A 14438-nucleotide genomic window follows, 5' to 3' on the forward strand; every position below is an offset into this window, starting at 1 on the left:
CGCCGGAATCGGCCCCCTGGGCCCCTCCCCCGACCCCCCCCCCCCCCCCGCCCCCGCCGCCCAGGCCATCCTCGCCACCCTCACCCACCCCACCCTCCACTGCCACCTAGCCGTCCACAACACCACCGGACTCCCCGACGGCTGGTACTCCCCCGACGGCACATCCCGCCCCGCCCCGGCCATGGACCAGACGGCCGCCGCCTTCGGCTACCCCCCGTCCAAGGTCCACGTGGCGGGCATGAACCTCGCCGTCGTCATCACCGCCGACATCGCCGCCGCCGTGACCGCGCACGGTCCGGCCGCCTACCCCCGGCTGCTGCGCTCCGCAGGTGCGATCGGCCAGCGGGTCTGTTCCACCGCCGCCGAGCACGGACTCTTCGCCCGACCCGTGCGCAGCGTTCACGAGGCGGCCGTCGAAGCCGCCGTCGAGGCGCCGGCCGGTCACGACTTCCTCTACCTGGTCCTCATCGGCCGGTCCCGCGTCCGCTGCTTCCCCTACGACCTCAGCCCACTGAATACGCATTCCAGCGCGGTTCTCACAGCCCATTCGGCAAACCAGGAATCTTCCCACCATTCCGGCACAACCGCCTCAATGTGAACATTGACGCCCCGCAGTCGATCTCGGTATCTTTCGCCGAAGATCGTATTCTCTCCCGCAGCCGAGATGTCCTCATAGGACATCTCGGCCATTGCCCGGTGAAGTCCTCACAGGAGGCTGATTGCGCATGCGTTTCTCCAAGGGGTTCCGGATGGTCGTCGGAGCGGCGCTCGTCCTCGCCGGGCTGACGGTCGCGCCGGCGCCGCGGGCGTCGGCGGCGGCGTTGACCGAGGTCACCTCGTTCGGCAGCAATCCGGGCGGCATGCGGATGCACCTGTACGTGCCGGACTTGCGGCCCGCGAACCCCGGGGTCGTCGTGGCGATGCACATGTGCGGGAGTTCCGGGCCGGACTTCTACGCCACCAGCCAGTTCGCCACCCTGGCCGATCGGCTCGGCTTTATCGTCATCTATCCCAGCGCGCAGCAGAACGTGGGCTTCGGCAACTGCTTCGACACGTGGTCGGCCGCCTCGAAGGTGCGCGGCGGAGGCAGTGATCCGGTGTCGATCGCGTCGATGGTCAACCACGTCACGGTGAACTATTCGGCCAATCCGACGAAGATCTACCTCGCGGGCTCCTCGTCCGGCGCGGTGATGGCCAACCACATGGCCGCCCTCTACCCGGAGGTGTACGCGGCGGGCGCGGCCTTCATGGGGGTGCCGTTCAACTGCTTCGCCAACGCCGCCGACTTCCCGCCGCCGAACAGCTCCTGCACCGGCGGCACCGGCGCGAACCGCACCCCATTGCAGTGGGGTGACACGGTCAGGGCGGCCTACGTCGGCTACAACGGACCGCGCCCGCGCATGCAGCTGTGGCACGGGACCGCCGACACCCTGCTGCCGATCGGGCTGCTGGAGGAGTCCATCGAGCAGTGGACGAACGTGTTCGGCCTGAGCCAGACCCCGACCGCGACCGACATCCCGCACCCGGGCTGGAACCGCCGCCGCTACGGCGCGGGGACGATGCGGGTCGAGGCGTACACCGTGCAGGGCGCCGGGCACACGCTGCCGGGCGCGGGCATGGCCGGGCGGGCAGTCCACTTCTTCGGCCTGGCGTCCTGCCAGGTCGCCAGCAGCGTGACCTGGTGGACGGGCGGGCTGACCAACAGCATCACGATCACCAACACCGGCTCGACCACCGTCAACAGCTGGGACCTGGCCTTCACGCTGCCCACGGGCCAGACCATCACCAGCGGCTGGAACGCGACGTTCACCCCGTCGTCGGGACAGGTCACGGCCAAGAACGAGAGCCACAACGCCGCCATCGGGGCGAGCAGCGCGACGACCATCGGCTTCCAGGCCACCCACACCGGCAACGTGGGCAAGCCCACCGCCTTCACCCTCAACGGCGTTCCCTGTACGGTCGTCTGACGTCGAGCGCAGGCCGCTGACCAGCGCGGAGACACGCGCCGGACGATTCTTTCCGGCGCGTGTCGATCCGCGGGCCAGCCGTTCGACCTGGGGATGAGAGGGTCCGGTCGGACCCGGGACGCGCAGGGAGAACGTGCGATGAAGTACATGCTGATCTGGCGGGCGACCGACGAGGCCTACGCGAAGATGGGCGAGTTCGACTTCGAGGGCATCATCGCCGCGATGGGCAAGTACAACGACGAGATGATCCGCGCGGGCGTGCTGCTCGCCTCGGAGGGCTTGGACGCGGCCGAGGACGGGGTCGTGGTCGACTACTCCACGGAGCCGCCCATCGTCACCGACGGCCCGTACGGCGAGACCAAGGAGCTCTTCGGCGGCTACATGGTCCTCAACGTGGCTTCCAAGGAGGAGGCCGTGGAGTGGGCGAAGCGCTCGCCGATCACCGGACCCGGCTTCAAGGCCGAGATCCGCAGGGTGACCACGATCGACGAGTTCCCGCAGGACAACGAGTGGGTCCGCAAGGAGCGGGAGTGGCGCGAGGCGACCGGTCAGCTCTGATGGCCGACCCCACCGGCCGCGGGGCCGTCGCCGCGGTGTGGCGAATCGAGTCGGCGCGCATCGTCGGCGCGCTGGCCCGCTACACCGGCGACTTCGCCATGGCCGAGGACCTGGCGCAGGAGGCGTTCGCCGAGGCGCTGGTCAACTGGCCGCGCGACGGCGTGCCGACCAACCCGGCGGGGTGGCTGCTGACGGTGGGCCGACGCCGCGCGATCGACGCGTTCCGCAGGCGTTCGCTGCGCGACGAGAAGTACGCCGTCCTCGCCGGTGGCCTCGGTGAGGGCGGCGCCTACTCCGGCGGTCCGCCCCCGGACGCCGATGACGTGCTGTGGGAGGCCGACCAGGTGGATGACGACGTGCTGTCGCTGATGTTCATCTCGTGCCACCCGCTGCTCTCGCGGGAGGCCAGGGTGGCCCTCACGCTGCGCGTCGTCGGCGGCCTGACCAGCGACGAGATCGCCAAGGCGTGCCTGGTCCCGACGGCGACGGTGCAGGCGCGCATCACCAGGGCGAAGAAGACGCTCGGCGCGGCGGGCGTGCCGTTCGCGGCGCCGACCGGGCCCGAGCGGGCCGAACGACTCGGGTCGGTGCTCAGCTCCCTCTACCTGATCTTCACCGAGGGCTCGTCGCCGACCTCCGGCGGCGAGGTGATCAGGGTGGACCTGGCGGGCGAGGCGCTGCGCCTGGCGCGGGTGCTCACCCGGCTGGTGTCCGATGAGGCGGAGGTTCACGGCCTGCTGGCGCTGCTGGAGCTGACCGCCGCGCGCTTCCCGGCCCGCACCGGCCCCGACGGCGAGCCGGTGCTGCTGGAGCAGCAGGACCGCGGCCGCTGGGACACCGCGGCCATCGCCCGGGGCCGCGCCGCGCTGGCCAAGGCGGGCGAGGTCGGCCGCGGCCTCGGCGCGTACGGGCTGCAGGCGGCCATCGCCGAGTGCCACGCGGTGGCGGGCTCGGTCGAGGAGACCGACTGGAACCGGGTGGTCCAGCTGTACGCCGCGCTGGGCACGCTGGCCCCCTCCCCCGTGGTCGACCTGAACCGGGCGGTCGCGGTGGCGATGGCCGACGGACCAGCCGCCGCACTGGCCATCGTGGACGACCTGGCTGCGGGCCCGCTCGCCAAGTCACACCTGCTGCCCACCGTCCGCGGCGAACTCCTCGCCCGCCTGGACCGCGCCGCGGACGCACGGGCCGAGTTCGACACCGCGATCGCGCGCTGCGACAACGAGCGCGAGCGCGCCGTCCTGACGCGCAAGCGCGACAACCTGCGGGCCTGACCCCGCTCAGAGCGAGCGGGCGATCAGGAACGCGCCCAGGGTGAGCATGGTGGCGGCGATCGCGCCGTCGAGCAGGCGCCACGCGGTGGGGCGCGACAGGGGTCCGCTGAGGAGGCGGGCACCGTAGCCGAGGCTGGTGAACCAGGTGATGCTGGCCAGCACGGCGCCGGTGCCGAAGGCCCAGCGCGCGGAGCCCTGGTCGGCGGCCACGGAGCCGAGCAGGAGAACGGTGTCCAGGTAGACGTGGGGGTTCAGCCAGGTCAGGGCCAGGCAGGTGAGTACGGCGGTGCGCAGTGACCCGGCCGCGGAACCATCCGTGGCGAGGGACTGGTCGGCGGGCCAGGCCGCGCGGCGGGCGGCGAGGACGCCATAGGCCAGGAGGAAGACGCCGCCAGCCAGGCCGACGACGGTGAGGGCGGCGGGCCAGGCCGAGACGACCGCGCCGAAGCCCGCCACGCCCAAGGCGATGAGGGCGGCATCGGAGAGCGCGCAGATGCCCACCACCGCGAGGACTCCCTGACCGCGCAGTCCTTGACGCAGCACGAAGGCGTTCTGCGCGCCGATCGCGATGATCAGGGACAGGCCGGTGCCGAAGCCGGCCGCCACCGCGGGTGCGCTCATGGTGGTGACGTTATGGGCGAGATCAGGATTAGTGAAGCTAATGTTCCTTACGTATCGTTAGCTGACGTGATGTCTGAGCTGCCACCGGACCTGGTCCGGACGTTGTTGACCGTTGTGGACGCGGGGACCTTCGACGCCGCCGCGGCACTGCTGCACGTGACGCCCTCGGCGGTCAGCCAGCGGGTGAAGGCGCTGGAGCAGCGGGCTGGGCGGGTGCTGGTGACGAGGTCCAAGCCGGTGCGGGCAACCGCGTCCGGGGAGGTCGTCGTGCGGCACGCGCGCCAGGTCGCCGCGTTGGACCACGCGTTGCGGATGGAGTTGGGCCTGGCCGAGGCGGGGGCGGCGCGGTTGTCGATCGCGGTCAACGCCGATTCGTTGGCTACGTGGTTCTTGCCTGCGCTGGTCGAGGTTCCGCGAGAGCCGTTGATTCGGTTTGAGCTGCACCGGGAGGATGAGGCGCATACCGCGGCGCTGTTGCGGGAGGGGCGGGTGATGGCGGCGGTGACGTCCGCGGCTGAGGCTGTGGCGGGGTGCACTGTCCGGGGGCTTGGGCGGGCTCGGTATCTTCCTGTGTCCACTCCGGACTTCGCCGCTCGGTATCTCGTTGGCGGTTCCCTGGTTGAGCGGCTGGAGGATGCGCCTGTTGTCGCGTTTGATCAGCGGGACCTGCTGCAGGACGAGTTCGTGCGGTCGTTGGGTGGTTCGGGGGCGAGTTCGGCTCGGCATCTGGTTCCGTCGTCCGAGGGGTTCCGGGACTCGGTTGCGGCGGGGTTGGGGTGGGGGTTGGTTCCTGAGGCGCATGCGGTGGGGTTGTCGGGGGTTGAGGTGGTGGTTCCGGGGGCTTATGTGGATGTTCCGTTGTACTGGCAGCAGTGGAAACTGGATGTTCCGGCGCTGTCGGTCGTCGCGGCGGTGGTGGGGGTGGCGGCTGCTGCGGCTCTGTACCAGTGAATGGGGGTTGTCCACAGACTGGAGGTTGCTGCTGCGGCGTGGTGGTGGAGTTGGAACCTCACACACCTGACCGGGTACGGTCGTGCTGGGGAGGGGTGGTCATGACCAGTGCGAAACGGGGTGTCTGATGAGGACTGAGGACACCTTCCCGCAGGCTTTGGCGGAGGGCCGGGCTCACGTGACGGACGGGGACATGGGGCGTCAGCCCCGTGTCTTCTGCTTCCGCAGGTCGTCGGGGGACGACGTCGGTACGCAGGTGTTGCGGTGTGTGCGAACCGGCACCCATGAACGCAGAGGTAACGGTCGTGGCGATCAACGAGAATGAAGCGTCCACTCGGCGCGCGCCGGTCGTGTTCGCGGCTGGCGCGGCCGTTGGGCTTCTAGGCGGCATGATCGGACTCGGAGGAGCAGAGTTCCGGCTACCCTTGCTGATCGGGATGTTCGGGTTTGTTGCTCTCTCTGCGGTCATCCTCAACAAGGCGATGAGTCTTGTGGTCGTCCTCACCGCCCTTCCGGCGCGCCTGGCGACTGTCACAGCCGCCGAACTCAGCCCACACTGGGCAGTCGCGTTGAACCTTCTCGCCGGGAGCCTGCTCGGCGCTTGGGCAGGAGCAACCTGGGCCTTGAGGATGCGCACAGCGACGCTCTACAAGGTTCTAAGCGCACTCATGGCCTTCATGGCCGCAGCACTGATCATTACGCACCTGACCAGCCTCAGTTCCCTGGCTCTCCCCGCGCCAATCCAGACAGCGGCAGGCGTGGCTGCCGGATTCGGCATCGGCGTCGTCGCAGCCATCATGGGAGTGGCAGGCGGAGAACTCTTGATCCCCACGATTGTGCTGCTCTACGGAATCGACATCAGAACCGCAGGCAGTCTGTCCCTGCTCGTCTCGCTGCCGACCATGCTCGTCGCATTCACCCGCTACAGCCGAGACAACAGCTTCGCCGTCCTACGCCAGAACCTCCGGTTCACCGCGCTCATGATCGCCGGTTCGGTCACAGGTGCCCTGATAGGTGGCCTACTCCTAGGCGTGATACCCGACCTGATCCTCGTACCCACTTTGAGCTTGATCCTCTTGGCCTCAGCGTTCAAGCTCGCCCGACACAGCTGACCAGGGAATTCTCCCGGGATCAGCCTGTCCGCCGACGGCAAGTCAACGCTCACTGATGCCCTCTGGCCAGGTGTGCGGGGTTGCGATCAACGTGACCGGCAAGCCGGTCCCGCGCACGCCAGTTTGGCGGCGATTCTTCTCCCCCACCGAAACGACTCCACCCCATCGGACACCTGGGAGGGTTCGGCGGTCGGCGGCGTTGCGGACAGCGGCACCGCGATCAGAGCATCTGCACGGCGCGAGTGGCGCTACTCCTTCACCGCGCCTACTGAAGCGCGCATGATGCGGCGTTGGAAGATGGCGAAGACGACTACCACCGGGATGGTCATGATCGCGGCGGCGGCCAGTTTGATTGGGTACTGGGTTCCTTGGCTGAGTTGGCCGGAGGCCAGTTGGGCGACGCCCTTGGTCAAGGGGGTGAGTTCTGGGTCTTGGGCGGCGACGATGAAGTGGGACAGCTCGTTCCAGGACGCCTGGAAGGAGAGGATGAAGATGGTGATGACGGCGGGTCTGGCCATGGGGAGGACCACTGACCAGAAGCGGCGGAAGGTTCCCGCGCCGTCAATGGTCGCCGCCTCCTCCACGGCTCGGGGGATCGACTCGAAGAAGTTCTTCATGATGAAGATCCCGGCGGCGTCGGCCAGCAGGGGGATGATCAGGCCCGCGTAGGAGTCGTACATGCCCAGTTGGTTGATGACGAGGAACTTCGGGATCAGCAGGACCACCGCGGGCACGGCCATGACCGCGATCACGGCGGCGTAGACGACGCCGCGGCCGCGGAAGTCCAGGCGGGCCAAGGCGTAGCCGGCGAGGCTGTCGAAGAACACGCGGCCGAGGGTGACCAGGACCGTGATGACCGTGGAGTTGGTCAGCCAGGTGGGGAAATCGGCGGCGAAGAGGCGTTGGTAGGCGGCTGTGGTCGCGGTGGCGGGGATGAGGCCCAGGGGGTCGGTGGCGGCTTCGGATTCCGTCTTGAACGAGTTGGCCACGTCGAGCAGGAAGGGGCCTATGTAGAGGGTGGCCAGGGCGATCAGGGCCGCGTAGGTCAGGATTGTCGCGGGGCGGGTCATGTGCGGTTCCTCAGCAGGATGCGCTGCACGATGGTCAGGGCCACGATGATGGCGAAGAGGATGAACGCGATGGCCGCGCCCTGGCCCCACTGCTGGTTGAGGAAGGACGAGCTGTACGACAGGTAGGCGGGCGTCAGCGTCGTCTTTGCCGGGCCGCCCTGGGTGCCGGTGTAGATCTGGTCGAAGACCTGCCAGGTGCCGATGAGACCGAGGGTGAGCACCGTGAACAGGGTCGGCCGCAGCAGTGGCAGGGTGACGCGGCGCAACCGCTGCCAGGAGTTCGCGCCGTCCATGACGGCGGCTTCCTCCACCTCGGGCGGGATGTTCTGCAGCGCCGCCAGGAACAGCAGCATGAACGTGCCCGATGTGGTGAAGACCGCCATGATGACGAACACGCACAGCGCCACGCTCGGCCCGGAGAGCCACTCCCACCACGACAGCCCGAACAGGCCGCCGCCGGTCAGCGCGGCGGGCGCGTCCACCCCGACCGACTCCAGGCCCAGGTGCAGCACGCCGCGCGGGTCGGCGAACCAGTTGAGGCCGTCGGCGCCGAAGACGGCCAGGATCTGGTTGACCGGGCCGGTCGCCGAGAAGAGGAACAGGAACAGGACCGTGATCGCGACCGAGCTGGTGACCGAGGGGAAGTAGAAGGCCGTGCGGAAGAAGCCGCGGGCGGCCAGCAGGCGCTTGTTGACCAGGAGGGCGAGCAGGAGCGCCACGGCGGTCTGGATCGGCACCACGATCAGCACGTAGTAGGTGTTGTTGCGGATCGCCGTGCCGAAGTCGCGCTGGGGCAGGCCCGGTTCGGTGAGCAGGCTGGCGTAGTTGTCGGCCCCGACGAAGTCCACCTGGGAGGACAGCGGGCTGCCGCGGCCGGTCCAGTCCGACACGCTGACCCACGCCGCCGTCAGCACCGGAAGGACCAGGAACAGCCCGAGGATGGCGACCACGGGCGCGATGAACAGCCACCCCGCGACGGCGTCGCGGCCGAAGAGCCCGCCGCGACGCCGGGGCTTCACTGGTGTGGTCACCGCGTCACTTCGCGATGGCTTGCAGGTTCGTCTGCACGCTGTCCAGGATCTTCTTCGGGTCGCCGCCCTTGAGGGTCTCCAACTGGGCGTTGAGGTCGCTGATCACGTCGGTGACGCCGACCATGGGCGGGATGCTGCGCGCGTACTCCCCGCCCGCGAGGAACGCGGCCTGCTCGGGGAACCTGGACTTCCACTGCTCGGCGGCGGTGGTGACCGACGGCATGACGCCGAACGCGTCGGCCGCGGCGAGCTGGCGGTCCGGGTGGGTCAGGTACTCGGCGAGGGCGCGGGCGCCGTCCTTGTTCTTCGACTGGGCGGCGATGCCCCAGCCGCCGTTGAACTGCATGGTGCCCTTGCCGCCGGGGCCCGCGGGCAGCTCGACGGCGCGGTACCGGACATCGGGGTAGTCGTTCTTCATCGCGCCGACGATCCAGTTGCCCTCGATCGTCATGGCCGCCAGCTCCTTGCCGAAGGCCTCGCCGCCCCACCCCGCGCCGAGGTCGGAGGAGAACCGGAGCGAGCCGTCGGCCAGCAGGGACTTGGCGAACTCCAGGCCGCGCACGTTCTCCGCCGAGTTGGCCGTCACCGCGCCGTCGGGGGCGGTGAGCCAGCCGCCCGCCTGGGCGAGGAAGACGCCCGCGCGGGCGAACTCCGGGCCCATGGTCAGGCCGGCCTGCTTGTCGGTTGTGAGCTTGCGGGCGACGGTCTCCAGCTGCTCCCACGTGGTGGGGACGTCGGCGTCGGTGAGCCCGGCCGCGGACCAGGACTTCTCGTTGATCAGCAGCGCGAGCGTGGAGAAGTCCTTCGGCACGGCGTAGAGCAGGCCGTCGTAGGTGAAGGACTGCTTGATCGGCTCCTGGAAGTCGGCGAGGCGGGCGAAGGAGTCCGGGATCGGCTCCAGCGAGCCGTTGGCGGCGTAGGCGGGCATGGTGTCGTTGGTCAGGTAGAACAGGTCGGCGGGCTGGCCCGAGGTGAAGCCCTGGCTGAGCTGCTGGGCCATGTCCGAGGCCACCAGCACCCTCGCCTTCGTGCCGGACTCGGCCGACCACGCGGCGACGGCGTCCTCCACGAACTTCTTCTCCGCGTCGCCGGAGGCTCCGATGAGGACGGTCAGGTCCGCGCCCGGGGTCTGGGTCGGGCCTTCGGCGCTGTCCTCGAAGCCCGAACCGCAGGCGGACAGGGTCAGCGCGGCTGCGGCGGCGACGGCCGCGGTTCGCGCGCGGCGGCGGGGCAGGTGCATGGTGTTCTCCAGTGAACGGGTGCGGGCAGGGGCCATCGCCGCGGCGGCCGCCGCGGTCTCGCTCGGGTGAAGGTGTGGGTGCGGCTACGCCGGGGGTGTGCCGGCGCGGAGGACGAGGTCGGGGGCGAGCAGGCGCTGCGCGGTCGGCGGCGGCGCGCCGTCGGGGGCGTCGAGGCGCTCGTGCAGCAGGGCGAAGCAGTTCCTCGCGGCCTCGACCAGCGGCTGGGCGACGCTGGAGATGCCCATCGCGGCGGCGGCCGGGGTGTCGTCGAAGCCGATGACGGTCAGCCCGCCGCCCGCCGCGGCGGCGCCGATGGCCAGGGAGTCCGACGCGCACACCAGGGCGGTGGGCGGATTGGGCCTGCCGAGCAGGGCGCGAGCGCCGCTGATGCCCGCGGCGACCCCGTCCTCGCTGCGGATCTCCCAGGCGTCGGCGGCGGCGCGCAGGTCGCCGAGGTGCTGGTCCACGGCTTCGCGCCAGCCGCGGCGCCGGTCGTCGGCGACCCCCTTCCCCGCGGGCCAGCCGAGGTAGCCGACCCGGCGGTGGCCCTCGGCCAGCAGGTGCTCGGTGGCCGCCCGCGTGCCGGAGGCGCCGTCCACGTCCACCCAGCTGTGCCCGCGGGCGGCCCTGGGGTCGTCGGACCAGGGACGGCCGAAGGCGACGAACGGCACGGCGCGCTCGGTCAGCCAGGTGGTGCGCGGGTCGTCGTGGTGGGTGCCGGTGAGGACGAAGCCGTCAATGCTGGTGGTGACCAGCAGTTCGCCGTACTGGGCGATCTCGTCGGCGTCGTCGTGGGCGGTGAACAGCATGACCCGGTAGCCGCCGGACTGGGCTTCCTCGGTCAGCGCGTGCAGGAAGCGGTCGAGGACGACGCCGTTGATGCCGTCGCGCAGGGGCTCCAGCCGCAGGCCGATGATGCGCGAGCGGCGGGTGCGCATCTGGCGGGCCGCCGCCAGCGGCCGGTACCCGAGTTCGTCGATGGCCTCGCGCACCCTGGCGGTCGTGTCGGCGCGCACCAGGTGCGGCGCGTTGAGGACGTTGGAGACCGTCTGCGGCGAGACCTGGGCCAGCGCCGCCACGCTCGCGAGCGTGGCGCGGGGCCGGTCGTGTTCGGCGCGGTCCAGCGTTCCCATGTGCCGTCCAGCTCCTCGTTCCCGCTTGGATCGATCCAAGAACCGGCTCTTGGATCGCTCCAATCGCCGGGGATGACCGAACCATGCACCCCCGCCTCGGCCGTGTCAAGGGCCGGTCCGAGCCTTGACACCGCACGCCTTGGAACGATCCAATCCAGTCGTCCCACCCCGTCGCCGGAGGTATCGCCTTGCCCTCTCTCCAGCCGCTGCTGCACGATCTGGCCACCGCGGTCGCCGCGCCGACGGTCGCGCTCGGATCGCGCTCCGGGCAGATCCGGCCGGAGGGGACCCAGGGCGTGCTCCACGGCGACGTCCGGGTGCTGCGCAGCGCCGTGCTGACCGTGGACGGTGTCGAGCCCGAAGCCGTCTCCCACACCGAGCGCGGGCCGGGGACCAGCGAGTTCGTCGCCGTGCACCGTCGAGGCGTGCCCGGTGACGGGGCCGATCCGCTGGTGTGGCTGCGCCGCGAGCGGACCGTCACCGCGACCGGTCTGCGCGAGCGGTTCACCCTGGTCAGCGCGGCCCCGGTGGAACTGGACCTGGATGTGCGGCTGCTGGTCGACGCCGACTTCGCGCCGGTCGAGGTGATCAAGTCGGGGCGGGCGGCTCCCCCGCCGGTGCCGGTGACCGTCGACGCCGGGGTGGCGACGTGGAGCGCGCGCGGGCTGCGCGGCCGGGTGCGCGCGCCGGGGTCGCGGATGGACTCCGACGGCACGCGGCTGCGGGTGGACTGGACGGCCGCCCTGCCCGCTCGGGGCTCGGCGAGCCTGGAGTGGGAACTGGTGGTGCACGACCCCGGGTCACCGCTGACCGCCACCTCGGCGCGACTGCCCGAGCTGGCGGTGACCGCCGACGACCCACGGCTGGCGCGCCTGCTGGAGCGGTCGATGTCCGACTTGGCGGGCCTGCTGGTGAGCGAGGCGGGCCACCCCGACGACGCCTTCGCCGCGGCGGGCGCGCCCTGGTTCCTGACCCTCTTCGGGCGCGACAGCCTGTGGGCCGCGCGCATGCTGCTGCCGGTGTCGGTCGACCTCGCGGCGGGCACCCTGCGCACCCTCGCCCGCGCCCAGGGCACCCGGCACGACCCGCAGACGGGCGAGGCCCCCGGCAAGATGCCGCACGAGCGCAGGCGCGGGGAGTTCGTCACCGGCGATCTCGCGCTGCCCGCCCTCTACTACGGGACCATCGACGCCACCGCGCTGTGGGTGTGCCTGCTGCACGACGCCTGGCGCTGGGGGATGCCCGAGGACCAGGTCCGCGCGCTGCTGCCCGCCCTGCGCGCCGCCCTGCGGTGGATCACCACCGACGCCGACCCCGACGGCGACGGCTTCGCCGAGTACCAGGACCACACCGGCCGCGGCCTGGCGAACCAGGGCTGGAAGGACTCCGGCGACGCCATCCGCTCCGCCGACGGCGCCTTCGCCGACGCCCCGGTCGCCCTCGCCGAGGTCCAGGGCTACCACCACGAGGCCCTGACCAAGGCCGCCGCCCTGCTGAGCGCACTCGGCCACCCCGACGACGCCGAACCGCTGACCGCGGCGGCGTCGTCGCTGGCGGCCGCCTTCCGCGCCCGCTTCTGGGTCGGCGACGGCACCGGCCCCTACCCGGCGCTGGCCCTGGACGCGCACAAGAAGCCGGTCGACTCGCTGACCAGCAACATCGGCCACCTGCTCGGCAGCGGCCTGCTCACCGCCGACGAGAGCGCCACGATCGCCGCGCGCCTGCTCGCCCCGGACATGAGCTCCGGCTTCGGCCTGCGCACCATGTCGACCACCAACGACGCCTACCACCCGCTCAGCTACCACTGCGGCTCCGTCTGGCCCCACGACACCGCGATCGTCATCGCGGGCCTGACCGCCGCCGACCACCCCACCCACGCCACCGGCCTGGCCACCCAGCTCCTCGCCGCCGCCGAGCACTTCGACTGGCGCCTTCCGGAGCTCTACGGCGGCTTCGCGGCCCAGGACACCGCCCGCCCGGTCCCGTACCCGGCGGCGTGCCGTCCGCAGGCGTGGTCGGCCGCGGGCGCGGTGACGATCCTGTGCACGGTGCTGGGGCTCGCGGTGGACGTGCCCGGGCGCACCATCACGGTGCGACCGCCGCGGCCGGGGCCAGTCGGCGGGATCAGGGTGAGCGGATTGAGTGTCGCGGGCTCGCCGTTGACGGTTCGGGTTGACCGGTCGGGCGTGGTGACGGTTGAGCAGTGCCCGCCTGGTTTCCGCGTCATCACCTAGTCGACGTCTGCGTCTTTGCGGTCACCCGCACCGGTTTGCCGCGAGTGCGGCCGCCCCGCGCGGCGGCTCCGGAACCGGGGCAGGGCGGTGGCGAGGGCGGCCAGCAGGTGGCGGTCGAGGGTTCCCGCGCCGAGCCCGATCTCGGTGATGCCGTCGAAGGCGCGCCGGTCGGCGCGGGCGGCTTCGGCGGCGAGGTCCAGTGGCCAGGGGTGGCGGGTGAGGCGGGCGAGCAGGGTGGTGTGGCGCAGGTGGGTGCCGAGAGCGTGGCGCAGGGAGTGCCGGTAGGCGCGGGCGGGGTCCTGGGTCATCGCGGCTGCGCCCGCGAGGCTGCCGGAGAGGACGGCGTAGTAGATGCCCTCGCCGGTCAGGGGGTTGATCAGGGATGCGGCGTCGCCGGTGAGCAGGACCCGGCCGTGGGCGATCTCGGGGCGGCCGGGTGAGAGGGGCAGGCGGTGGCCGCGCAGGGGGACCCCGTCGAGGCCGGGGACGAGGGCGTGCAGGCGCTCGGTCAGGTGCTTGCGGGTCGGGGGGTCGCGGCGGATGACCTCGCCGTAGCCGATGTTGGCGGTGCCGTCGCCGACGGGGAACGCCCACGCGTAGGCGGGCCAGTGCTCGGCGGCCAGGGTGAGCAGCTGCTCGCCGCGGACGAAGGCGTGCGCGGGCGCGTAGCCGCGCACGGCGATGGCGACGGTGCCCGCCGGGGCGGGCCGGGCGCCGCACTGCCGTCGGATGACCGACTCCGCGCCGTCCGCGCCCACGACCACGCGAGCGCGGATTCCGCCGTCGATGACGACCGGCGCGTCCACGCCGGCCCCACGGCCACCGCCCGCCGAGATCGTGCGCACCCGGTGCTTGCGCAGCACAGCCCCCGCGGCTTGGGCCGCGCACAGCAGCCGGTGGTCGAAGAGCACGCGGGGCACGACGAACGCTGGGCGGGCGAACGGCCGGGCGAACCGGATTCCCCCTGGTGAGACAACGGTGAGCCGGGTGACCGGTTCTGTCCCCGCGGTCAGCTCGGCGATGTCGACGCCGAGGTCGGCGAGTACGTCCATGGCGTGCGGGGCGACGCCGTCACCGCAGACCTTGTCGCGCGGGAAGTCGGCGGAGTCCAGCAGCAGCACGCGCGCGGCGGGGTCGGCGCGCAGCGCGGCGAGTGCCGTGGCCGAGCCCGCGGGGCCCGCACCGACGACCACGAGATCCCACTCACCCGCCACTGCTGCGACGGTACGGTCAGCGGGCGGTCTCC

Annotated in this window: 13 protein-coding genes; 7 read left to right on the forward strand and 6 right to left on the reverse strand. The window is 71.4% G+C overall.

The window, feature by feature from the left end:
- From ACFPM7_RS29825 to ACFPM7_RS29840, 4 genes are all read left to right on the forward strand, one after another.
- A partial coding sequence (locus tag ACFPM7_RS29825; RefSeq protein WP_378251179.1) for a nitroreductase family protein occupies window positions 1–598 on the forward strand: 598 nt, incomplete at its 5' end.
- A gap of 127 nt (window positions 599–725) precedes the next feature.
- Entirely contained in the window at window positions 726–1967 is a 1242-nt protein-coding gene (locus tag ACFPM7_RS29830) for an extracellular catalytic domain type 1 short-chain-length polyhydroxyalkanoate depolymerase (RefSeq protein WP_378251181.1), read from the forward strand.
- A 138-nt stretch (window positions 1968–2105) separates the two neighbouring features.
- Window positions 2106–2525 (forward strand): YciI family protein, encoded by a 420-nt coding sequence (locus ACFPM7_RS29835; RefSeq protein WP_378251182.1) that lies wholly within the window; start codon window positions 2106–2108, stop codon window positions 2523–2525.
- The gene (locus tag ACFPM7_RS29840) at window positions 2525–3799 is read left to right on the forward strand and encodes an RNA polymerase sigma factor (protein WP_378251203.1); all 1275 of its coding nucleotides are present in this window, start codon (window positions 2525–2527) and stop codon (window positions 3797–3799) included. The genes ACFPM7_RS29835 and ACFPM7_RS29840 overlap by 1 nt, the downstream gene beginning before the upstream one ends.
- Window positions 3800–3805: 6 nt before the next feature.
- Here ACFPM7_RS29840 and ACFPM7_RS29845 read toward each other — a convergent pair whose 3' ends face one another.
- Complete coding sequence (locus ACFPM7_RS29845) at window positions 3806–4420, reverse strand: LysE/ArgO family amino acid transporter (RefSeq protein WP_378251183.1); 615 nt, start codon at window positions 4418–4420, stop codon at window positions 3806–3808.
- Between the two features lie 69 nt (window positions 4421–4489).
- On the opposite strand from ACFPM7_RS29845, the gene ACFPM7_RS29850 reads away from it, so the two are divergent.
- Both ACFPM7_RS29850 and ACFPM7_RS29855 read left to right on the forward strand, forming a co-directional pair.
- Window positions 4490–5371, forward strand: coding sequence for a LysR family transcriptional regulator ArgP (locus tag ACFPM7_RS29850; protein ID WP_378251204.1), 882 nt, complete (start codon window positions 4490–4492; stop codon window positions 5369–5371).
- Window positions 5372–5676: 305 nt separating this feature from the next.
- The gene (locus ACFPM7_RS29855) at window positions 5677–6483 is read left to right on the forward strand and encodes a TSUP family transporter (RefSeq protein WP_378251184.1); all 807 of its coding nucleotides are present in this window, start codon (window positions 5677–5679) and stop codon (window positions 6481–6483) included.
- 248 nt (window positions 6484–6731) lie between these two features.
- On the opposite strand, the gene ACFPM7_RS29860 is transcribed toward ACFPM7_RS29855, so the two are convergent.
- The 4 genes from ACFPM7_RS29860 to ACFPM7_RS29875 all read right to left on the reverse strand — a co-directional run bounded on the left by ACFPM7_RS29860 (window position 6732) and on the right by ACFPM7_RS29875 (window position 10958).
- Window positions 6732–7553: a carbohydrate ABC transporter permease gene (locus ACFPM7_RS29860; RefSeq protein WP_378251185.1), complete on the reverse strand. Its 822-nt coding sequence runs from the start codon at window positions 7551–7553 to the stop codon at window positions 6732–6734.
- Entirely contained in the window at window positions 7550–8584 is a 1035-nt protein-coding gene (locus ACFPM7_RS29865) for a carbohydrate ABC transporter permease (protein WP_378251186.1), read from the reverse strand. The genes ACFPM7_RS29860 and ACFPM7_RS29865 overlap by 4 nt, the downstream gene beginning before the upstream one ends.
- Window positions 8585–8588: 4 nt before the next feature.
- On the reverse strand, window positions 8589–9824 hold the full coding sequence (locus ACFPM7_RS29870) for a sugar ABC transporter substrate-binding protein (RefSeq protein ID WP_378251187.1): 1236 nt from the start codon (window positions 9822–9824) through the stop codon (window positions 8589–8591).
- 84 nt (window positions 9825–9908) lie between these two features.
- A complete protein-coding gene (locus ACFPM7_RS29875) occupies window positions 9909–10958 on the reverse strand; it encodes a LacI family DNA-binding transcriptional regulator (RefSeq protein WP_378251188.1) in 1050 nt (349 codons plus the stop codon).
- Window positions 10959–11146: 188 nt separating this feature from the next.
- Between ACFPM7_RS29875 and ACFPM7_RS29880 the strand changes: the two genes are divergently transcribed.
- Window positions 11147–13192, forward strand: coding sequence for an amylo-alpha-1,6-glucosidase (locus ACFPM7_RS29880; RefSeq protein ID WP_378251189.1), 2046 nt, complete (start codon window positions 11147–11149; stop codon window positions 13190–13192).
- Here ACFPM7_RS29880 and ACFPM7_RS29885 read toward each other — a convergent pair.
- Window positions 13189–14406, reverse strand: coding sequence for a geranylgeranyl reductase family protein (locus ACFPM7_RS29885; RefSeq protein WP_378251190.1), 1218 nt, complete (start codon window positions 14404–14406; stop codon window positions 13189–13191). The two genes, ACFPM7_RS29880 and ACFPM7_RS29885, sit on opposite strands and share 4 nt — an antisense overlap.
- Window positions 14407–14438: the final 32 nt, after the last annotated feature.

The sequence above is a fragment of the Actinokineospora guangxiensis genome (genome assembly GCF_042657845.1).
Lineage (GTDB): Bacteria > Actinomycetota > Actinomycetes > Mycobacteriales > Pseudonocardiaceae > Actinokineospora > Actinokineospora guangxiensis.

Coding starts and splice junctions, on each gene's coding strand:
- ACFPM7_RS29830 (WP_378251181.1), top strand. CDS start 726: ATGCGTTTCTCCAAGGGGTTCCGGATGGTCGTCGGAGCGGCGCTCGTC.
- ACFPM7_RS29835 (WP_378251182.1), top strand. CDS start 2,106: ATGAAGTACATGCTGATCTGGCGGGCGACCGACGAGGCCTACGCGAAG.
- ACFPM7_RS29840 (WP_378251203.1), top strand. CDS start 2,525: ATGGCCGACCCCACCGGCCGCGGGGCCGTCGCCGCGGTGTGGCGAATC.
- ACFPM7_RS29845 (WP_378251183.1), bottom strand. CDS start 4,420: ATGAGCGCACCCGCGGTGGCGGCCGGCTTCGGCACCGGCCTGTCCCTG.
- ACFPM7_RS29850 (WP_378251204.1), top strand. CDS start 4,490: ATGTCTGAGCTGCCACCGGACCTGGTCCGGACGTTGTTGACCGTTGTG.
- ACFPM7_RS29860 (WP_378251185.1), bottom strand. CDS start 7,553: ATGACCCGCCCCGCGACAATCCTGACCTACGCGGCCCTGATCGCCCTG.
- ACFPM7_RS29870 (WP_378251187.1), bottom strand. CDS start 9,824: ATGCACCTGCCCCGCCGCCGCGCGCGAACCGCGGCCGTCGCCGCCGCA.
- ACFPM7_RS29875 (WP_378251188.1), bottom strand. CDS start 10,958: ATGGGAACGCTGGACCGCGCCGAACACGACCGGCCCCGCGCCACGCTC.